The organism is Streptomyces sp. NBC_01429, assembly GCF_036231945.1.
Taxonomy (GTDB): domain Bacteria; phylum Actinomycetota; class Actinomycetes; order Streptomycetales; family Streptomycetaceae; genus Streptomyces.
Window position 1 is genome coordinate 3,681,398 of record NZ_CP109599.1, and the last position, 19,985, is coordinate 3,701,382.

A 19,985-nucleotide genomic window follows, 5' to 3' on the forward strand; every position below is an offset into this window, starting at 1 on the left:
GCTCCCAGAAACCACGCCAGCCTCGTACCGCCGGGCCAAACATGCAGGTCATAGACCCTTCAACCACGCAAGCACCGGTGATTCCCAAGCTCAGAACGCGAGTTCGATTCTCGTCACCCGCTCCACAAGAACCTCCAGGTCAGCGACCTGGGGGTTGTTTACTGTCTGGTCCAATTCAAGGACCGCCCATCACTTCCGCACCACTTGCCTCGTCGTCGGCCACGTCATGCCGTTCCGCGCGCACGCGGGCGGCCAGCCCGGCCGCGGCTTTCTTCTGCCGCTCCAGCGTCGATTGCTGGTAGGTCAGGGCCGCCTTCTCCTAGGACTGGCCGGCGCGGACCATGGCGTCCTTCAACGTGCCGCCCGACTGTGTGACGAGGTCTTGAGCCTCAACGCGCAGCGGCTCGGACGCCTGAAATCGCCGTTCCCCTGCGGGTACAGATGCGGATGCTCCCCGCGCCAAATACCGGCGCCGACAATCAGCATCCGGGAATTGCGGTCACTCAGGCCCCCGCTATTGAACTTGAACTCGGTGGCTGAGCCACGACGCGCGGCACCCGGGTTCACTTCGATCTCGTCGTTCGACGAGCGGGCTTCCAGCCACTTTGGGTAGCCGCCGTGCGCGAGCACCAAGTCCTCACCAGGGCACTCGCCGGTTTCGGTGAGGAGTTGTACATCCGCGGCCACGATGGTGCCCGGGCCGGTCGCCGCGGGCACAACCTCGCCGGCCGGCATGCGGCCCGCTCACAGGTGGGCGTCCAGGAACTCCCCGAGCGCGGCCCTGGACATCGGACCGCTCCCGGCCGCCATCGCCTCGCCCCGATCGATCAGCACGAAGGAGGGCGCGCCGGTGACGCCGTACCGCTGTACGGGGCTGGGGCACCTTGCGATGTCGGCCCGCACGACGATCAGTCGGCCCTGGTAGGCGTCGGCGACCTCCCGCACCAGGGGATCCATTTCCTTGCACGCTGCCGCGGCCTTGGGCCACACCCCGTGGAAGTACGCGAGCACCGGCACGTCCGCCCTCGCCAGGATGAACTCGAACTCGGCGTCCTCCTGCGGTCGTTGGACCCTGTTCGCCATCGGCACTCCTTGACGCTCCACTCGATGCGAGGCAGCGGGTGCCTCCTTGTGTCTCCCGACCGCGGCGGCACGTACCGCCCGTCAGTGGGCCTTGCGCGCTCGGGCGGCCTTGCGGGCCTCGGCCATCGTGCGCGCCTCCGCGGCCTTGCGGGATTCCTTCGGCGGGCGGCCCGCGCGGGTGCCCAGACCCCGGAACGCGGCGTTGCCGGTCTTCGCCCTGTCCTGCACCGGCGGACGCTTCGCGCCTGTGATGCTGGTCAGCCTCTCCTCGCCGGAGCGAACCTGAGCGACCGTGGGCCGGATCCCGGCTTCCGACATCATCCGGTTCACGTCCCGGCGCTGGCCTGGCGTGACCAGCGTGACCACGCTGCCGGACTCCCCGGCACGCGCGGTGCGCCCGCCGCGGTGGAGGTAGTCCTTGGGGTCGGAGGGGGGATCCACGTTGACGACGAGGTCCAGGTGCTCGACGTGGATGCCACGGGCAGCGACGTTGGTGGCCACCAGCACCGTGATCTCGCCGTCCCTGAACTGGGCCAGCGTGTGCGTGCGCTGCGGCTGCGACTTCCCGCTGTGCAGAGCACCCGCCTGTATGCCGCTGCTCCGCAGATGGCGGGTGAACTGGTCCACACCGTGCTTGGTGTCCAGGAACATCAGCACCCGCCCGTCCCGGGCCGCGATCTCGGTGGCTGTCACGTACTTGTCGGCGGGATGGACGTTCAGTACGTGGTGCTCCATCGTCGCTACCGAGCCCTCCGCCCGGTCGACCGTGGCGAACACCGGCTCACTCAGATATTGCCTGACCAGTTGATCGACGTTGCGGTCGAGCGTCGCGGAGAACAGCATCCGCTGCCCGCCGGGGGGCATCAGGTCCAGGGTCTCCGAGACCTGCGGCAGGAAACCCATGTCGCACATCTGGTCCGCCTCGTCCAGCACCGCGATCCGCACCCGGTCCAGGTGGCAGTCCCGCCGGGCGACGAGATCGGCCAGCCGTCCCGGCGTCGCCACCACGACCTCGGCACCCGCCCGGAGCGCCGCCACCTGCCCGCTGATCGCCAGCCCGCCGACCACAGTCACCGAGCGCAGCCCGAGGGCCTCCGCGTAGGGAACCAGCGCCTCGCTCACCTGCTGCGCGAGTTCCCTTGTCGGCACCAGGACCAGCGCGAGAGGGCGCTTCGGTTCGGCGCGGCGGCCCGCCGTACGTGCGAGGAGCGCAAGCCCGAAGGCGAGGGTCTTCCCCGAGCCGGTCCGCGCGCGGCCGAGAACGTCCCGGCCGGCCAGCGCGCTCGGCAGGGTGGCCGCCTGAATCGGGAATGGCTCCCGTACCCCGAGCCCCGCAAGCACCCCCATCAGCTCGACCGGCATGTCCAGCTCCGCGAAGGACCTGGCCGGCGGGAGGCCGGGCGCCACTGTCTCCGGCACCGAGAGCTCGCCCCGCGGGGCCCTCCCCTGGTCGGACCTGCCGGGTCCGGAGCGGCCGGAGGCAGGCTGCTTCGCTTTCATGGGGGTTCCTCGTTTCGGCGCCCTGAACGGACCTGGGCCCGTACCTTGTCCGGCACGGGCCCAGGCTCTCTGCAAGCGTGACCCAACCTTATCAGCGCGGGCCTCGCGCCAGCCGTCCCGCGCGGCCCTGCCGGGCGCCCGCCCCGGGGGATCGTCACGGGGATTTACGAGTGGGAGCGTGATGGGCCCCTGCTGACATGTCGCCCGTACCCGTTCACGGTTCGGTGCGATCGACCCGCCTGGCCTCGCTCTCACGGCCTAAAGTGTGCACATGTTCGAACACTCAAGCGAAGCATTGCCCGAGCTCTATCCAGAGCTGGCCGCGCCAGGCGGCCTGCGAGAAGCGCTGGCTCGCGAGGCGGTTCGGCGCGGGCGCTGTGCCGAACCGCTGGATCCCGTTGAGGGGTACGATCCCGCGGTCGCCGCATGCTGCACACGTGGCCAGGCACGGTTCGCCGTATACGCGACCAACGCTGACGAACGCGAGTTCCGCATCGAGATCTCCACGGACTCCGGATGGCCATGGGGAGCCTTCGGCAGTACCGGTGACCTCGCGGTGGTCGACGCCATCCTGTACGCCTGGCGTGAAGGGGCGTCGATCGGTCAACTGCGGCGCGAGTGGGGATTGCTCGCGGCCAGCCCGCTGGAAGCGGCACCGCCGGGGAGGGTGGTCTCGACCGCATGGCGGCTGACCCTGGAACGCTCACCGGTGATCAGGCTGGGCGATGCCGAACTGGCCGAGGCCCTGTACGCGCAGCCGGCCCTGCGCGTGTTCTTCCCGTTTCCGTCGCACGGGGAGTTCAGCCTCCTCAGCAGTACGGCTGATCCGTTCTATGCAGAGCTTCCCCGTGCAGTGCCGAGCGGAGACGGACGGTGGAACGTGGTTCTCCGTCGCTCGCTGTGGTCGCCGCACATTCCGACACGTGTGCTCGGATCCCGCCTCGGCGCTCGCGAGGCCGCAGCGCTGATAGCCGCGAACATTCCTGCGGGTAGCGGCCCGGCCATCGAAGGAGGCTGGCCGCAACCGCCGGCCATCAGGACCGCAGAGATCGGTGACACCGACGGCTGACGAAGACGGCCTCGATCACTGGCTGGCCAGGAGGACCGCCGCTGCTGTACCCGGCAAAGTCCTCATTCTCTCGGCAACAGTGAAAAAGGAAACTGGACTGGATGCCGACGGCCGCACGAAACTGTCGGTCCCGGACACGCCACCACAGCAGGACGGCTCCCATCTCGCAGATCACTGAGGATCTCCCCCTCATCGGCACAGAGCCCGGCCGGAGCGCCGTAGGCCGCACATCCTCCCGATCACGCGACCTTTCCTGGAGCGCCGAAGCCCACTCGAAGATCTTCGGCGCCACCGGCTCCTCCAAGGACGCGAACGCCGCGTGAGCGCGCGCATCGAGACCGTCGTCCTGGACTCGGAAGGGCTCTCCGCCTGGATCGCGCAGGACCGCAAAGTCCTCGCGATGTTGCAGGTGTTCCACGGCATGGGGGCCGACCTCGCGATCGGAGCGAACACCATCGTGGAAGTCGGCCACTCCCGTACCAACATCCCCCGCCTGAACCGGGCACTGTCCCGCATCAAGGTGGAGCCAGTCACCGAACAAGCGGCCAAAGCGGCAGCGGAACTCCTCAAAAGCGCCGGACTGCACGGGCACAAGTACGCCATCGACGCCACGGTGGCCGAGGTAGCGCTGCGCCAGCCGAAACCGGTCGCCCTGCTGACGGCCGACAGCGACGGCATGAGCAAGCTCTGCGGCAGCCAGGTGCGCATCATTCCCCTCTGAACCACCCGCTCGCTTCGAACACCTGCGGCATACGGCGGCCACTGGCGGGCGGTGTGATTTCCGGAAGGAAACCCCGGTAACGTCTTTGTCATATTCTTCCAGACGCCGATTTGCGAGTGAGTGCGTGACGGGCCCCGGCTGACGCCCCTCACGTCGCCCCACCCGTCCCCGCCGGTGAATCCGTAGATCACTTCAGAACATCCCGGAGAACTCATGACCGTGAGCAAGAACATCAACAACCCCGTGGGCATGGGGGGCGGCCAGCGCAAGAGGCTGTCCCGCGCCGAACGGCAGAACAACGGTCCGCACCGCAACCTCGACCGCAAGGGCGCCGCCGACCAGAAGGCAGAGCTGGTACGCAAGATGCGCGAGAAGACAGGCTCGGCCGAGGGCGCAGCCGAGGACACAGCCGAGGACACAGCCGAGGGCGCCGAGCAGACGGGCAACGACACCGCACAGAGCTGACGCACCGCAGCCGCAGGGCGGCAGGCAGGCATCACCGGGGCAGGGCGCGGCCGGTCCCGGCCCAGCTCTCGGCCGACCACCCGCGTCTCAGCCGACCACCCGGAGTGGGCGTGCCACTACGTGCCGGTCAGGACGGTGAACGGCGTCAGCAGAGGCCCGGACGGAGCCGCTGCTGACCGCCCCCCAGGGGCGCGTTTCACCAGGTCAGAGGCGGGCGAGCCTACGCGACACCGGGTGATTCCCAAGCTCAGCGCGCGAGTCCGGTTCTCGTCACCCGCTCCGTACGAAAGCCCCAGGCCAGCGGCCGGGGGTTGTTTGTTGTCCAGACCTCTTATGGCCCGCGTGACATTCGCGTGCCGCAAGTGCCCTGACGGCGCGCCGGGTTGGCCACCGGGCAGCGCCTCGGGTGCCGGGAGCGGGGACACGAGCCGGTGGGCGGCGACGATCGGGTCGATTCCGGATCCCCGGTGCTACTGACATGCGTCGGCGGCGGACGACCACTGCGGCGGCGTCGGTGAGCCTGTGCTGATGTTTCTTCGTGGGTCTTTCCTGTCCGCCCCCGGCGATCTGGGCTCCGGGACCGCTGTAGGGTTTCGATTTTCGGGGCGGAATCTCAGCGGCTGGTGCCGGACGGACGCCGGATCCGGCGTGGCGCTGGGACGTGCGGGTCGCGCGCGACCGTACCCCGGTTCGCGTGGAAACTCCCCGACGCCCGGAAGGCCGAGCGGCCGTGCCGGGAACAGTTGGTCCGGCCGGCGCGGTTGCAACCGAGGGGCCGGCGCCGCGCGGGCGGGGAACACGGAGACCACAAGGTCGTCCGGCCCACCAGGTTCCGGGCCTCCGGGTCGCGATAGGACCGCCGCGCACCCGGATCAAGACGTAACTCTTGCAGGAGGACTGTTTTTCATGACCGACCGGCCTTTGACGCTCATGGCAGTACACGCCCACCCCGACGACGAGGCCACCGGAACCGGTGGGGTCCTCGCGCGGTACGCGGCGGAAGGCATCCGCACGGTTCTCGTGACATGTACCGACGGCGGTTGCGGTGACGGACCGGGGGGTGTCAAGCCGGGCGATCCCGGCCACGATCCGGCGGCCGTCGCCGCCATGCGCCGTCACGAACTCGAGGCGAGCCGCGACGTCCTGAAGATCAGCGATCTGGAGCTGCTGGACTACGCCGACTCCGGGATGACGGGCTGGCCGAGCAACGACGCCCCCGGATCCTTCTGGCAGACCCCCGTGGAGGAAGGCGCCGCCCGGCTCGCGGAACTCATGCGGCACTACCGGCCCGATGTGGTCGTCACCTACGACGAGAACGGCTTCTACGGCCACCCCGACCACATCCAGGCCCACCGCATCACGATGGCCGCGCTGGAGATGACCACGCTGACACCGAAGGTGTACTGGACGACGATGCCCCGTTCGGTGGTGCAACGGTTCGGGGAGACCATGCGCGAGTTCCAGGAGGACATGCCGGAGCCGGATCCTGCCGAGGTCGCCGCGATGGCCGAGATCGGCCTCCCCGACGACGAGGTCACCACGTGGGTGGACACCACCGCGTTCAGCGGTCAGAAGTTCGATGCTCTGGCCGCGCACGCGAGTCAGGGCGAGAACATCTTCTTCCTCAAGATGGGCAAGGAGAGGTTCGGCGAGCTGATGGGCATGGAGACCTTCGTACGCGTCAAGGACGCCACCGGCGCGGCCGTACCCGAGAACGATCTCTTCGCCGGACTGCGCTGATCCGCCCGCCCGGTCCGGGCCCCACAGCTCATCGGCCTCAACGGCCCCGCCCTCCCCGCCGCACTCCGAGGAACCGCAGCATCTGCCGGCGGCGCGAGGATCAGTGCCATACGTCATAGGTCGATATACGTTGTGGGCCCGGTCAGGGTCAGTCCCGCCCCGGGCGCAGGTGGCGGGAGGCCGCCAGGCAGGAGGACAGCCATGTCGCCTCCGATCGGTCAACGATCAGTTCGCCGGCGGTGATCATCCCGTCCATAGCTCCGTCGACCCGTATCGAGTGATCACCGACACGGAACATCTCCCAGTCCGCGTCGCTGTGCCAGAGCCGGGCGGTCTTGTCACCCCGGCGCTGGGCGAACACGAGTTCCTCGCCGTGCTCGTTCATGAAGTAGCCGACGTAGTCCTTGCCGGTGATGGCACCACCGCAGAGCCGCGCCAGGAGCGGTTCGATCGCACGAGAGTTGTCGTTCATGCCGTGGATTCCTCCGTCGGGTCGGGGTCCTCCCCCGCCGACGAGAGCGCCAGCATCCGCGCCGCCGACTCCAGCAGGGTCTCGTACGTGATCACTTCTATGCGTGCCATGTGCGTGTTGTAGGTCCGCAGCGTCTCCGCGACCTCCTGAGGGGTGATGCTCCCGCCCACGTACTGCAGGTGCCCGATCACGACCGTCGCCGAGGCTCTGCGCGTGTCGATGCCGTACCGCGCGAGGATGGTCCGGCGGCTCTCGTCCATGGTCCGGAGGTAGTTCTGTGCCTGGGAGACCGCGTGGTGGGCTGGTGCGCCCAGCATCAGGTGGCCGCTGGGCCGGATGACCAATTTCTCGATGTTGGCACGCTTGAGTTCCACCACGTGCAGGGATCCATCACCACGCAGCAGCGGAATGTCGAGAATAGTGTCCGGGGTGTACTGGCGGCGGGCAAGCTCGGCCACGTAGGCGCCACCGAAGATCCACTCCTGGTTCTTCAGACAGGCGTGGAGGGCACCCTCGGAGCTGTCGGGGTGGTCCACCGCAGCGCGCAGGGACGCGAGACCGGCGCGCCTGGCCTTCAGTTCGGCAGTTGAGCCAGCATTCCCGCGTCGGCGTCCGCCAGGACGTCGCTCATCATCCGGGCGGCCTCGGCGGAGGCCGGTCGGGGCAGGTTCCGCAGGACCAGCTCCATGTGTCCGTACTCCTGGAGGTACTTCAGGTACTTGGCGGGCAGTTGGATTCCGCCCTCTCCGCTTCCGATGCCCAGGTGGTCCGTGGACCGGGCGATGCCGCGGAAGAGGGCATGGGCGTCGGCGGCGCTTGCGTCTGGGTTCTCGGCACACAGGACGTCCAGGACGGCCACCGCTCGCTCGGCGCCCATGGCAGCCAGCCGCCGCATGTACTCCTCGCTTCGCTGCCGCGCCCGCTCGTCGTAGTAGTTCTCCACGGTGTCGAGGTAGAGCTTGCCGCCGGCATAGCCGGCGAACCGCTGGAAGCGCTGGGCGAGCCCGAAGTCCTCGTGCAGAAGGGACTCTTGAGCGACATCCTCCAGGGCATCCACCAGCGGTTTGCCCTGGCCGTACGTCCCGCGGGCGCCACCCCCCATGACGCGCAGCACCACGTCAACGCGCTCCCGCACGCTCGCGTGCTCGGTGAGCTTTCGTGCTTCTTCGACCATGAGCCGGAGCGAGCGGCTGGATCGGAATATCGCCATGCGGGTAACCCTAGAAGTGGGCACGGACAATCACGGCTCGCAGGATCCGAGACAGCGGAAGGCGGGTGCCACCGTCATCCGGACCGGCGAGGTGTGGTGTGGTGTGGTGTGCCCTCTGCATGTCTCAGCTTGCGAACTGTCGCTCGCTGATGGCCGGTTGGGCGGGGCTGGGTGTCGGTGTCGGTGTCGGTGTCGGTGTCGGTGTCGGTGTCGGTGTCGGTGTGGGTGAGCGTCGCTCACCGCACGGGGAAGCCGAAGGAGTATCCCTGCTGCTTCAGCCAGGGCAGCACCTCGCGCAGAGCGGCCAGGGTCTGGGAGCGGTCGCCTCCCGCGTCGTGGAAGAGGACGGTCGGCCCGTTGGAGATCTCGCGCTTGACGGTGGCGACCATGGTGTCCACGCCGGGACGCTCGAAGTCTTTGGAGTCGACGTTCCAGCCCAGCGGCCGCATCCCCCGGGACGCGGCGAGCTTCCGGCTGTACGGGGTGAAAGCGCCGCCCGGGGCACGGTAGTACTGCGGGCGGACGCCTCCGGATGCCTTGGTGATCATGCGTTCGGCATCCAGGATCTGCTGGGACTGGTAGGTCTCGGACTTCGTGTCCATGGCGGTGTCGTGCGAGATCGTGTGGTCGCACAGCCGGTGCCCGGCCGCCACGACCGCCTTGACCAGGTCCGGGTACGCCTGGGCCTGCGTGCCCACCATGCAGAACGTGGCCTTCACGCCGTTGTCCTTGAGCAGTTGCAGCACCTGCGGCGTCCAGACCGGGTCCGGTCCGTCGTCGATGGTGATGTTGACGCCCCGGTCGCCATGGTCCGAGGCGTGCGCGATGTCCGCCGCCACCTTGGCTGTCCGGTCCTGGGACCTGGCGTCCGGCGCCGAGATACCCGCCTGTGGCTGCCGTCCTCCGGCGGGGTCGGCCTGCGCGGTCCACACCGAGGTGGCGGCGGCCACCACCGTCACCCCGAGCGCCGCCGCGAGAAGCTTGCCGTGCCATCCCCTTCCCTGGTGCCTTGCCATGCCCGCCCGCCCCTTTGCTGTCTCCGCCGATGCCGTGCACCCATGAAGACATACGAACGCCCCTACAAGCTCCCTCTGTTACCGATCACGGACGAATCCGCAGGGGGCCGGCGACAAACGCGGGAGTTCCGCGACAGACGAGGGGGCGGGGCGCTACGGACACGCCTTCCGCGGCCTCGCCGTCCGCGGCTCCGTCACCCAGCCACCCAGCCACCGGGCCACCGGGCCCGCCCACGCGCCCCGATGCCCGCCACCACAAACGAAGAAGAGCCCGTCAGCAAGCTGACGGGCTCCCGCGAAAGATCGAGGCTGACCTGCTGTCAGGTCAGTCAGATCGTCGGTGTTTCGTCAACGATCTCTTTGTGCGGCTCGACAACGAACCTCCAGCCATCGCTGGGCTCCAGGAACCGCACTCGGGTCGGGTAGATGTCCAGGGCGCGGCGGTCGCGGTTCTGGCTGTTCGTGTTCTTCCGCCCCCGGGCCGGCTCCTCGTACAGGTCGACCTTGACGTCCGGCACCGCGACGGATTCCTCGCTCCAGCGCTGAACAATCCCCGCGCCGAAGGCGTCCCGGGCGGCGGTGTAGAGCGAATCCAGGGATTCCTTGTTCCCATTGGGAACGAAGAGGGCGAGGTTCAGGAGGACGCCGGCACTCTGGAGAACCTCGATTTCCTCTCCCGTCTTGTCGGCAACCCAGATCCCGCCCTCTTCGGCATTGTCCGGGAGAATGTGGATTTCCTCACCGAAGACCGTCCTCGCGGTGAAGGACCCTCCCTCGAAATTCTTACCCGGCTCCGTAAGGGAAGCCGGGGCGTAGCAGTCGAGAGGAAGGCCATCCATCCCTGCCGAGACGAAGATGCCGTCCTGGAGGCCCAACTCCGAAACCTCGCCGGCCGTAAGACGTCGAGCCGTAACCTTCTCGGTATTCACGCCATTCCCCTTTTTTCGTGGCGTCCTGTGAATTCATTAAGACTCTACCACGAAGACGAACAGCCAGTTCCCTTTACGCGCTCCTGCGCGCTCGCGACAGTCCGTCAAACTCTCCGGTTAAATTATCCAGCGGAATGGAAGACGAATCATCTCGCATCGCCGGTGAAACGGAGCACCCGTAGATAAACGGTCATTTCGAATCGCAACCCGGCGGCGGACAGCCGATCTCGGTGTTCGACGGCGACATTATTTCCGGCGTCAGGGGTCGCGGCTCACGCAAGTCGCGGCGCTTACACGTGCCGCACACACGTGACGCACTGCTTCCGGGTCCGCCCTTCTGTTCGCGTCGGCCGAGCCCAAGGGCCGGGGGAGGCTCGGGAGCCCCTCATCCCCTTGCCCCCCGTCCGCCAGGGTCTCCTGGTCGCCAGGGTTCCCCAGTCGAATCCGCCGGGGACCCGCACTTGAGTGCCTCTCGTACGTACTTCCTGGAGAAGCGCTCACGTTGTGGAGCCGGGGTAAGGGGAGATCACGTATGCAGGTGCTGCTCGTCGAGGACGACGCCTCCATCGCCGAACCGTTGGTGGACGGCCTCGCGCGGTACGGGTTCGCGATGCGGTGGGTGCGTACCGGTGCGGACGCGCTCGACGCTCCGTGCGGTGAGATGGTGCTGCTCGATCTGGGGCTGCCGGACATGGACGGTATCGATGTGTGCCGGCAGCTGCGGCAGCGTTCGGCGGTGCCGATCATCATGCTCACGGCCCGGGGAGCCGAGACCGATCGGGTGGTCGGGCTCGAAATCGGGGCGGACGACTATCTGGCGAAGCCTTTCAGCATGCGGGAGTTGGTCGCGCGGATCCGCGCGGTGACCAGGCGTACGAGCATGGCGCCTCCTGAACCGCTCGCGCCCGCCGGGGGCGCGGTGGTGGCCACAGGCACGGTGGTTGGCGCAGGCACGGTGGTGGGCGCAGGCTCAGTGGTCGCCACGGGCTCGGTGCAGCGGGTGGGGAATCTGTCCATCGACCGGCGGACCCGGCAGGTGACGGTGGCGGGGCAACCGGTGATGCTCGCGCCGAAGGAGTTCGACCTGCTCGCACTGCTCGCCGAGGATCCGGGCGCGGTGTGTTCGCGGCAGCGGATCCTCGGCGCGGTGTGGGATCCGCACTTCTTCGGGCCGACCAAGACCCTGGACGTGCATATCGCCGCGCTGCGCCGCAAGCTGGGCGATCCCCGCCGGATCGAGACACTGCGCGGTGTGGGGTTCCGGCTCTCGGTCGGGGCCCGGCACGCTCGGTGAGCTGCGGGGGTAGGTGGGGTGAGCGGTCCGGGCCGGTGCGGCCAGGGGCTGTCAGGTGCCGGTCCGGTGCTCCTCCAGCATGCGGAGGAAGCCGCGTACCTCCGCGAGAGCCCCCGGCCTGAGGTCGGCGAGGAGGATCTCCTCACGGCTGGTGCCGGCCCGGCCGATCGCCCGGCCGTCCGGGCCGTGGACAGCGGTGCGTCCGCCGCACAGCCGGTGCGGCGGGCCGCCCACGGGGTTGACGAACAACGCGTACACCGTGTTCTCCAGCGCCCGCGCCGCGAGGTAGATCTCCGCCCGGTGCTCGTTGCCCGCCGCGAACGCGCTCGGGCACACATAGACATGGGCCCCGGCGAGCGCGGCGGCCCGGCCGTGTTCGGGGAAGGAGATGTCGTAACAGATCCCGAGCCCGAGTCTCCACCCGCCGACCGCCAGCACGACGGCGTCGCGCCCGCCCGGGGTGAACAGTCCGCGCTCGTCGGCGTGCCACAGGTGGCGCTTGTCGTAGACCACGGTCACCGTGCCCGTCGGGTCGAACGCCACGACGGAGTACGGGTGCCGTCGGCCCGGCGTACCGGGGCCCCGGCCAGTACGGTCACGCCATGGCTCACCGCCGCCCCGGCCAGCGCGTCGAGACGGGGGTCGGCCACCGTTCCGCGCTCGTCGGCGGACACCTCGCAGCGGTCGGGGTGGGTGGCCAGGGTCGTCAAGTCATAACCGCAGAGGTGTAGTTCGGGGAGTACGACCACCCGGGCGCCCTCCCCGGCGGCACGCGCCGCCAGCGCGGCGGCGCCGCGTGCGTTGGCCGCGATGTCCCCGGGCACGGCGGTGGCCTGAGCCGCCGCCACCCGCAGTGGGGACGAGGGGAGGGCGAGGTGGGGGAGGTGGGGGTCGTCCGGGAGGTGGGGGAGGTCCGTGAGGTGGGGGTCGTCGGGGAGGTGGGGGTCGTCCGGGAGGCTCATCCGGGCGTTCCGGCTCCGTTGCCGGTGCCGCGCGCGATGTCCTCGTGGCGCTGCTTCTCGTACCCCGGCTCCTCGTACCTCGGCTCCTCTTGCCCCGGCTCCTCTTGCCCCGGCTCCTCGTGTCCCAGCGTCGCGTAGCCCGGCTTCGCGTCACCCCGCTCCACCCTCACCCGGCAGCCCCGCCGCCGGTCCCCCGCCGCACGGTCCGGGACCGGCAGTTCGGCGAGGAAGTCCCCGTAACGGGACGGCGGATACTCACCCAGCGGTACGGACCCCCCGTCCGGTGTCAGCAGGCTCACCCGCCAGGGAGCGCCGGCGGGGGCACCCGACGGGCCCGTCGCCGCGACCCGCAGCAGACCGCCGGGCAGCCACTGCGCGGTGGCGACGATCGCCGTGCGCCGGACCGGGGCGCCGAGCGTGTGCATCGCGCCGTGCTTGACCAGCGGCCGGGGCGTGCCCGGGGGCAGATGTGCCGCGACGACCTCACCCGCGTACAGAGTGTGCACGGGAAAGCGGACGGTCTCGCGGAGCACACACTCGACGGCCAGCACTCCCCCGGTCACCCAGGGGGTGCCGGTGGCTTCCGGGGCGCCGAAGCCGATCAGCTCGCTGGCGCTCTTGTCGATGTCGGCCACGGAGAAACTGCCCGCGAAATCGGCGAGTTCGGCCTGGTCCTCCGCGCACAGGGTCAGCGAGAACTCCCCGGCCTCGGTGAGCAGTCCACGGGTGGCGGCCCGTGGGCCGAGGACGACGGCGACGTAGAGCGGGTCCTTGTTGACGAAGTACGACCACTCGGCCGCCATCACGTTCGTGGCGGAGCCGTGCCGTACGGAGACCAGGCCCACGGTGCTCGTGAGCTTCTTCCAGAGGTTCTCCGGGAGACGGGGCGCGGTCGGTGCCAGAGGTGTGTCCGACATGGGCGGTGTGGACGGTTCGGGGGGCGTAGCGGGCACGGGCAGGGGTACGGGCACGGGTACGGGCACGGGTTCACTGTTCCTTCGGTTGGTGCGGCGGCCTCGTGCCGGTCGCGAGCCGGAAGCCGACCGGGTAGAGAGGGCTGGGGAACGCGCCGTGGCGGCGCCGGGTACGGGCCAGGTCGCCGAAGCGGGAGAAGCTGCCGCCACGCGCCACCCGGTACTCCCGGGCCGTGCCGTCGGGCAGCGGGGCCACGGCCAGATCGTCCGCCACGAACCGGCCGCCCCGGTACGGGCGGTAGGTGTCCGCCACGAACTCCTCCACGTTTCCGCCCAGGTCGAAGACGCCGAACGGCGACCGGCCCGCCGGGAACGCACCCACCGGAGTGGTGGTGTGGACACCCGCCTCCCTGGTGTTGGCGGCGGCCGGGTCGAAGGCGTCGCCCCACGGGAACTCCAGCCCGAGCGGCCCGCCCGCCGCGTACTCCCACTCCGCCTCGCCGGGCAGCCGCCAGGGGTGCCCCGTGCGCTCGGACAGCCAGGAGACGTAGGCGTCGGCGTCCTCGGGGCGTACCCCCGCGACGGGGTGGTTGGCACGGTCGTACGGATAGGCGCCCAAATACCAGGTCGTGGGCCGGTCGTGGCGGTCGAGCCGGTCACGGAAACTGAGGCGGTCCGTGGCGGCCAGGAAGGCGCGGTACTCCGCGTTGGTGACCGGATAGGCGCCGATCCAGTAGTCGGCCAGCTCCACGGTGTGGGCCGGGGTCTCCTTCTCGATCCACTCCCGCTCCACCCCCACCCGGGCCCACGCGTCGGTCACGGCGTCGAGGTGCCCGGGCTCCAGCCCGATCCGTACGGTGCCACCGGGCACCGCCCGGGTGACGGGCAGCGCGCCCTCGGTACGGGGGTCCCCGACCAGCGCCAGCAGGCCGCCCGCCGCGAGGCGTACGGCGAGGGGCTCGGCGGGATTCTCGACGGTGACCGCCAGTTCCGCCGGGGTGAGCGCGGCGATCCTGGCCGCGTCCTCGGGGCGGGGGCGCAGTGCTCGCGGGTCGGCCAGAGCGGCCTGCTCGCGGAAGTGGGGCGCGGTCGCGGCCCGGGGCGCCGTCATGCCCGTACCCGGAGCGGGCCGACAGCCAGTGTGTGGCCCGTCGTGTGCGCCTTGGCCGCCAGATAGCCGGCGTTGTCGTCGGTCAGATACAGCCCGGTCGCCACGGTGGCCGTCACCTCGATGCCATGGGCGCGCAACTGACGCACCTTTTCAGGGTTGTTGGTGAGCAGCCGGATCCGGTTCAGGTCCAGCGCGCGCAGCATGGCGGCGGCCACACCGTAGTCCCGTTCGTCGGCTCCCCGGCCGATCAGGCGGTTGGCCTCGAAGGTGTCGGTGTGCCGGTTCTGGAGCAGGTAGGTGTCCAGCTTGTTGTAGAGGCCGATGCCGCGCCCCTCCTGTCGCAGATAGAGCACCGCCCCGCCGTCCTCGGCGATCCGGCACAGGGCCTCGTCGAGCTGGGGACCGCAGTCGCAGCGGGTGGAACCGAGGACGTCCCCGGTGAGGCACTCGCTGTGCAGCCGGACGAGCGGGGCGTCGGGCGGGTGGCCGAGCGGGGCGAGGTCCGGGGTGAGGGGCGGGGCGTCGGGATCGCGTGGTGGTACGAGGCAGGCCAGGTGCTCCCCCGGGTCGGGCAGCCCGTGGAAGGTGACGAGTTCGGCGCGCCGCCCGCGCGCGCGGTCCAGGGTGACGGGGACGCGTGCGCGTACCCGTACCTGTGCCCGTACCTGTGCCCGTACCTTTGTCTGCGGCTGCGTCTGTATCGGCGGCTCCGCCTGTGCCCGGTCGGTGGGGACTTCCTCGCTCGTGCTCAACTCGCCACCCGCTCCCCGACGTCGGCGGAGAGATCGGCCAGCGCGACCAGCTCGCCGATGTCCCACGACCGCAGTTCCCGGACCCCGCCGCGCCGGTCCTGCCCCACGATCAGCAGCCGCCCGTCCCAGCCCGCGACCGCGACGCGCCGGTCGTCCAGCCGGATCATGCAGGACAGCCCCTGCCGGAACTCGGCGAGCAGCCGGCCGGAGGCCAGTGTGCCCGCGCTGTCGTCCCAGTCGACCTGCCAGGCGTAGAGGCCGAAGTCGTACGACCCGGCCAGCACGACCGGACTGCTCGGATCACCCAGCAGGGCAACGCACTTGACGGATTCGTCGGGCCCCAGCAGGGTCTGCGTACGCTCCACCCGCCGCCCCTCGTCCCCCGCCGTCAGCAGGCCGACCTTGACGGTGTGGTCCCGGGAGGCGGAGGCGACCACGCGCCCCTTCAGCCCGGCCACGGCGTTGACCAGATTCCCGTGCTGCCAGAGCGTTTCGCGGTGGTGCAGGGACCCGGCCGCGACCGTACGGTCCGTGGCCGCCGAGAGGAAGCCGCCGCCGAACGCGGACAGCGACTTGACCGAACCGCCGTGCGGCGCGCCCCGGTCCGTCTCGGTGAGGGTCGCCGGGTCGAGGGCGATCAACTCCCCGTTGTAGGTGCCCGCGACGAGCCGGCCGCCGTCGAAGCAGAGGGAGGGCACCGGGGCGCCGAGGCTCTCGCCGACCAGGCGTGTGCCACGGTGGTGGGGACGGTCATAGCGTGCGCCGTCGAGTCGTGCGCCGTCGTTGCCTTCGCCGTCGTGGCGGACGACGTGCCCCGCGTACGTACCCGCGTAGACGGAGCCGTCCCGGGTGGCGAGCGACAGGACCGGGCTGTCGGAGATCTCCAGCAGACGCGGGGGCCGGGACGAGGGCGGCGGGTGGCCCGTCCCGCCCGTCCCGTCCGCTTCACCGTCCGCTTCCTCCATACCCATGTCGATGGCGAGGACGCTGCCCGAGTCGCACCCGATGAGCAGCTCGTCCCCGAGGACCGCCAGCGCGTTCGCGCCGTGCCCCGGCCGTTCGGGGGCGGAGAGTGGGGTACCGGTGGCGAGGTCCAGCAGATGAGGGCCGCTCCAGAAGCTGCCCGCAGCGACCAGGCCCCGGGCCGTGGCGACCGACCGGGGCCACATCCGGGCGTCGTCCACCCGCCGGATCCGTTCCCCGTCGACACCGAAGAAGTGCAGTGAGCCGTCGTAGGCGCCCACGACGAAGGAGGAGTCGTCGTCCGCCCACGCGACCGAGCGGGCCGCCGAGCTGGAGACCGTCACCGTGCGCAGGCACTCCAGCTCCGGTGTCAGCAGAATGACCACACCGTCGTCGCGCGCGACGGCCAGCACCTTCCCGGAGTGGGACCAGGCGCAGCCTTCGACGGACGAGGTGTAGTGACGCGTCAACACCTCGGCGGGACGCCCCGGTTCGCCCACGGCGACCATGCCGTCCTCGCCCACGGTGGCGATCAGTCCGTCCCGGCTCACCGAGACCATCATGCAGTGGGCCGCGTGGGCGCTGATCTCGGCGAGAAAGGCGCCGGAAGCGGTGTCCCACAGGGTCGCCCGGCCGTCCTCGGAGACACAGATCAGACGTCGGCCGTCGGGCATCCAGGCCACCGAGTTGATGTCGTCGGTGTGTCTGGCCAGCGCCTGCACGAGTTCGTGCGGGCCGTGGTCGGGGATCCGCCACACCGCCACGGTCTTGTCAGCCGAGGCCGTGGCCAGCAGGGCCGGCCGGGTGGGGTTCCACGCGGCGGCGTTGACGAGACGGCGGTGACGCAGCCGGGTCAGCGGCAGGGGCTGGGCCGGGTCCGTGGTGTCCCACACCAGCACGGTCCCGTCGTACGAGCAGCTGGCGAGCCGTTCGCCGTCCGGCCGGAATGCGACATGGGTGATCGGGGCGGCATGGCCGGTCTCGTCGGGCCGCAGATCTATCGTGCGCATGGTGCTTCCCTCACACGTGGTCATGGTCATGGTCGTGGTCGGCGGAGTAGTTGTGGTCCGGGTCGACGGTGTGCCCGTGGTCGCGGTCGTGGTCCTGATCAACGGTGTGCGGGTGGTCGTGGTGGGTCAGGGTGAACTCGGCCGGGTGCCGGGACAGCCAGTGGTCGCGCAGCTTGGCGAACCGCAGCTTCTTCGGGGTCCGTTCGAGCCGGAGCAGCGACAGCATTCCCGTACGGCAGCCGACGAGGAGGTACGGCGTGCCGTCGGCGCCGTGCACCATCGACAGGGCCTTGGGGTAGTCGGGCAGGTCCTCGACCAGGCCGAGGAACTTCCCGGTCGTGTAGTCGTAACCGGCGAGCTGCATCCCGTACGAGCTCGCGCAGACGAGTCCGTCGCTCACCACCGCGTTCTCGATGGTGTTGGACAACAGCTTCGACCAGCGGGCCACCACGCCCTGGCCGATGACCAGTTCCTTCACCCCGCCGTCTCCGGTGAGATAGGCGCGGCCGCTCTGGATCCACAGCCGCTTGGGGTATTCGCCCTGGTCGAAGCGCCACCGTACGGTCGCGTCCGCGCGGTCCAGCACGACGATCACGCCGTTTCTGGTGATCAGCAGGCGGTCGCCGTCCGGTAGGTAGGTGGCGGCCCAGATGGGCAGTCCGTCCACGCCGAACTCGTCGAGCGGCCGTCCGTCCGAGGCGTCCAGCTCGATCGCGCCCGCGTTGGTCGCGACCAGTGCGCGCCGGCCGTCCTCGCTGACCGCGACCGTGTGCGGCAGGGCGGGCAGTTCGCGGCTCCACCGGACGGTGCCGTCGCGCTCGGCGCGGAAGGCCCGGTGGTCACGGGTGATGCCCAGCCAGCCGGAGCGTACGGGCGCCACCCGCCGGGTGAAGCCGAAGCCGGTGGTGTGTTCCGCCTCGACGCACAGCATCGGCCCGGCGGCCGAGTCCCGTACCTGTACGACGGCCACGCCGGTGTCGGTGGCGCAGTACAGCGTCGTGGGGTCCTCGGGCGACGGCTGGATGTCCCACACGGCCTGGCGCCGGAAGCCCATGGCGCGTACGAAGCCGCCGTCCGCGTCCAGTTGGACGATCTCGCCGTCCTGGCACAGCACATACACCTCGGCGTCGGCGCCGATGGTCAGATCGGAGAGCTGGTGCGGAAATCCGGTCACCGTGCGGGTGATCCGCAGTGCGCGGTCGGTGTTGTCGAAGATGTGCAGCTCGCCGTCGAACCCGCCCGTGTAGGCCCGCAGATGGTCCGGGGAGAAGGTGACGAACTCGACGTCGTCGCGGGCGAAGAGGCACTCGTCCTGCTTCTCGCCGTCCGCGCCGACGATCACGATCCCGTTGGCGATGTCGGCGTTCTCGCCCGCGCCGAAGTCCTGGGTGGCCCAGAAACGGTCGTGCCGGGCGTCGTATCTGACCCGGTGGATATTGCCGTCGTCCAGCTTCACGAGATCGGGGAACTCGCAGTCGGTGAAGGAACCGAACCGCAGGTTGCCCTTCTTGTCGGAGACCGCGTGCAGGGTCGGGTGTTCGGTGCAGGCCCACTCCATGGGGCTCGCGCCGCAGATGTTCGGCCGTATCTCCAGGACTTCGAAGGTGTGAAGGTCGAGTACGAGCATCTGGTGGTGGTAGCCGCTGGTGACATACACCCGGCCGTCCCAGATGCCGATCCCGCGTGAACTCACCGGAGAGGGATGCTCGTTGGGGATGAGCATCGCGGGGTCGCACACGGTGGCGGGATCCAGCCGGTCGACCAGCTCCAGTGTGTCCAGCGACCACCGGAACACGGCGCCCATCCGGTCCTTGCCGATGACCCAGCCCTCGTCGGCCGCGACGGCGAGACCGTACAGCGGCCGGCCCTGCCGCACGGAGGGGGACGACCTGACGACCCTGAGCCGGGTGTCGAGAAGGTGGATGCGCCCGGTGGCGTCCGAGGCCAGGAGCCCCGTGCCGTCCGCGTACACGATCCTGATGATGCGGTCTGCCGGCTCCACGATGACGGTGTCCTGACCTCGGGTGGGGTGGGGTGGGGTTGGGGCGGGATTGAGGTGGGGGCGGCTGGTTGGGGGGGCGGATTGGTTCGGGGCCGGGGGCGGCTTCGTCGAGCGGCTTCGGACCCCGACCGGCGAACAGTGGGGGAGATCGCCGGCCGGGTGCTTACCGTGGGACACGCCACGGGACGGGCCGCAGGAGGGGCCCTGGAACAGGCCGGGGAGCGGGCCGGGTATCGGGCCGCGTAACGGGCCTGTGGACGTGGCGGGTTGCCGTCCCGTGGCTACTTGCTGCCCTCGACGCCCTGACGGTCACCGTCGTCGTCATCATCGTCATCGTCGTCGTCGTCGAAGTCGTCGTCATCGTCGTCGTCGCAGGACGAGTCGTCGTCGAAGGTGCCACTGCCCGCCCCGGCGACGGCAGGATCCGCGGCGGTGTTCTGTACGGCCTTGGTGAGGGCGTCCACCGTGGCCCCCCGCTGATCGGAGCCGAGGACGAACACCACCTTCCAGACCGCGCGGCCGCCCTCCTCCGCCAGCCCCACCCCGGTGACCCGGCCGCCGCCGGACTGACGCAGCACCAGGTCCGCGGCCTGCGCGGCGTTGGTCACCTGAGGCGCGGCGGCCTGTCCGCTTCCGCCGTTCGCGTCGCTCAGGACACTGGCTCCGGACACGCTCTCCGGGGCCGTGCCCTCGCCCGCCTTGGCCAGTCCCGTTCCGCCGATCGCGAGGCCGCCGACGGCGATGACTGCCAGCAAGGATTTCCGCATGAGTG

At 70.0% G+C, this 19,985-nt stretch carries 21 protein-coding genes; 5 read left to right on the plus strand and 16 right to left on the minus strand.

Annotated features, from left to right (window positions below):
• Positions 1-351: 351 nt before the first annotated feature.
• The 3 genes from OG627_RS15890 to OG627_RS15900 all read right to left on the minus strand — a co-directional run bounded on the left by OG627_RS15890 (position 352) and on the right by OG627_RS15900 (position 2,583).
• Positions 352-735 carry a hypothetical protein gene (locus tag OG627_RS15890; RefSeq protein WP_329065585.1) on the minus strand — a complete coding sequence of 128 codons (384 nt, stop codon included), beginning with the start codon at positions 733-735 and terminating at the stop codon, positions 352-354.
• Between the two features lie 9 nt (positions 736-744).
• Complete coding sequence (locus OG627_RS15895) at positions 745-1,083, minus strand: thioredoxin family protein (protein ID WP_329065587.1); 339 nt, start codon at positions 1,081-1,083, stop codon at positions 745-747.
• Between the two features lie 81 nt (positions 1,084-1,164).
• Positions 1,165-2,583 carry a DEAD/DEAH box helicase gene (locus OG627_RS15900; RefSeq protein WP_329065589.1) on the minus strand — a complete coding sequence of 473 codons (1,419 nt, stop codon included), beginning with the start codon at positions 2,581-2,583 and terminating at the stop codon, positions 1,165-1,167.
• A 271-nt stretch (positions 2,584-2,854) separates the two neighbouring features.
• Between OG627_RS15900 and OG627_RS15905 the strand changes: the two genes are divergently transcribed.
• The 4 genes from OG627_RS15905 (at position 2,855) to OG627_RS15920 (ending at position 6,578) form a co-directional block, all read left to right on the plus strand.
• Positions 2,855-3,652 carry a DUF6193 family natural product biosynthesis protein gene (locus tag OG627_RS15905; RefSeq protein WP_329065591.1) on the plus strand — a complete coding sequence of 266 codons (798 nt, stop codon included), beginning with the start codon at positions 2,855-2,857 and terminating at the stop codon, positions 3,650-3,652.
• 319 nt (positions 3,653-3,971) lie between these two features.
• Positions 3,972-4,373 carry a PIN domain-containing protein gene (locus OG627_RS15910; RefSeq protein ID WP_329065593.1) on the plus strand — a complete coding sequence of 134 codons (402 nt, stop codon included), beginning with the start codon at positions 3,972-3,974 and terminating at the stop codon, positions 4,371-4,373.
• 213 nt (positions 4,374-4,586) lie between these two features.
• Complete coding sequence (locus OG627_RS15915; RefSeq protein WP_329065595.1) at positions 4,587-4,838, plus strand: DUF6243 family protein; 252 nt, start codon at positions 4,587-4,589, stop codon at positions 4,836-4,838.
• Positions 4,839-5,744: 906 nt separating this feature from the next.
• Positions 5,745-6,578: a PIG-L family deacetylase gene (locus OG627_RS15920; RefSeq protein WP_329065597.1), complete on the plus strand. Its 834-nt coding sequence runs from the start codon at positions 5,745-5,747 to the stop codon at positions 6,576-6,578.
• A gap of 148 nt (positions 6,579-6,726) precedes the next feature.
• On the opposite strand, the gene OG627_RS15925 is transcribed toward OG627_RS15920, so the two are convergent.
• The 5 genes from OG627_RS15925 to OG627_RS15945 form a co-directional block, all read right to left on the minus strand.
• Positions 6,727-7,050: a hypothetical protein gene (locus OG627_RS15925; RefSeq protein WP_329065599.1), complete on the minus strand. Its 324-nt coding sequence runs from the start codon at positions 7,048-7,050 to the stop codon at positions 6,727-6,729.
• Complete coding sequence (locus OG627_RS15930; RefSeq protein WP_329065601.1) at positions 7,047-7,586, minus strand: Shedu anti-phage system protein SduA domain-containing protein; 540 nt, start codon at positions 7,584-7,586, stop codon at positions 7,047-7,049. The genes OG627_RS15925 and OG627_RS15930 overlap by 4 nt, the downstream gene beginning before the upstream one ends.
• Positions 7,587-7,624: 38 nt before the next feature.
• Positions 7,625-8,260, minus strand: coding sequence for a hypothetical protein (locus tag OG627_RS15935; protein WP_329065603.1), 636 nt, complete (start codon positions 8,258-8,260; stop codon positions 7,625-7,627).
• 236 nt (positions 8,261-8,496) lie between these two features.
• Positions 8,497-9,276: a polysaccharide deacetylase family protein gene (locus OG627_RS15940; RefSeq protein WP_329065606.1), complete on the minus strand. Its 780-nt coding sequence runs from the start codon at positions 9,274-9,276 to the stop codon at positions 8,497-8,499.
• A gap of 329 nt (positions 9,277-9,605) precedes the next feature.
• Positions 9,606-10,205, minus strand: a complete 600-nt coding sequence (locus OG627_RS15945) for a hypothetical protein (RefSeq protein ID WP_329065607.1) — start codon at positions 10,203-10,205, stop codon at positions 9,606-9,608.
• 532 nt (positions 10,206-10,737) lie between these two features.
• Between OG627_RS15945 and OG627_RS15950 the strand changes: the two genes are divergently transcribed.
• On the plus strand, positions 10,738-11,499 hold the full coding sequence (locus tag OG627_RS15950; protein WP_329065609.1) for a response regulator transcription factor: 762 nt from the start codon (positions 10,738-10,740) through the stop codon (positions 11,497-11,499).
• 51 nt (positions 11,500-11,550) lie between these two features.
• On the opposite strand, the gene OG627_RS15955 is transcribed toward OG627_RS15950, so the two are convergent.
• The 8 genes from OG627_RS15955 to OG627_RS15990 form a co-directional block, all read right to left on the minus strand.
• Complete coding sequence (locus tag OG627_RS15955) at positions 11,551-12,042, minus strand: carbon-nitrogen hydrolase family protein (protein ID WP_329065611.1); 492 nt, start codon at positions 12,040-12,042, stop codon at positions 11,551-11,553.
• Positions 12,015-12,461 (minus strand): nitrilase-related carbon-nitrogen hydrolase, encoded by a 447-nt coding sequence (locus tag OG627_RS15960; RefSeq protein ID WP_329065612.1) that lies wholly within the window; start codon positions 12,459-12,461, stop codon positions 12,015-12,017. The genes OG627_RS15955 and OG627_RS15960 overlap by 28 nt, the downstream gene beginning before the upstream one ends.
• Positions 12,458-13,378 carry a flavin reductase family protein gene (locus tag OG627_RS15965; protein WP_329065614.1) on the minus strand — a complete coding sequence of 307 codons (921 nt, stop codon included), beginning with the start codon at positions 13,376-13,378 and terminating at the stop codon, positions 12,458-12,460. Before OG627_RS15965 ends, OG627_RS15960 begins: the two co-directional genes overlap by 4 nt.
• Before the next feature lie 70 nt (positions 13,379-13,448).
• Positions 13,449-14,486 carry a formylglycine-generating enzyme family protein gene (locus OG627_RS15970; RefSeq protein ID WP_329065616.1) on the minus strand — a complete coding sequence of 346 codons (1,038 nt, stop codon included), beginning with the start codon at positions 14,484-14,486 and terminating at the stop codon, positions 13,449-13,451.
• The gene (gene ribA / locus OG627_RS15975) at positions 14,483-15,187 is read right to left on the minus strand and encodes a GTP cyclohydrolase II RibA (RefSeq protein WP_443073630.1); all 705 of its coding nucleotides are present in this window, start codon (positions 15,185-15,187) and stop codon (positions 14,483-14,485) included. The genes OG627_RS15970 and ribA overlap by 4 nt, the downstream gene beginning before the upstream one ends.
• A gap of 47 nt (positions 15,188-15,234) precedes the next feature.
• Positions 15,235-17,211, minus strand: a complete 1,977-nt coding sequence (locus tag OG627_RS15980; protein ID WP_329065618.1) for a WD40 repeat domain-containing protein — start codon at positions 17,209-17,211, stop codon at positions 15,235-15,237.
• Positions 17,212-17,221: 10 nt separating this feature from the next.
• The gene (locus tag OG627_RS15985; protein ID WP_329065620.1) at positions 17,222-19,213 is read right to left on the minus strand and encodes a WD40 repeat domain-containing protein; all 1,992 of its coding nucleotides are present in this window, start codon (positions 19,211-19,213) and stop codon (positions 17,222-17,224) included.
• 281 nt (positions 19,214-19,494) lie between these two features.
• A complete protein-coding gene (locus tag OG627_RS15990; RefSeq protein ID WP_329065622.1) occupies positions 19,495-19,980 on the minus strand; it encodes a hypothetical protein in 486 nt (161 codons plus the stop codon).
• Between the last annotated feature and the right edge of the window lie 5 nt (positions 19,981-19,985).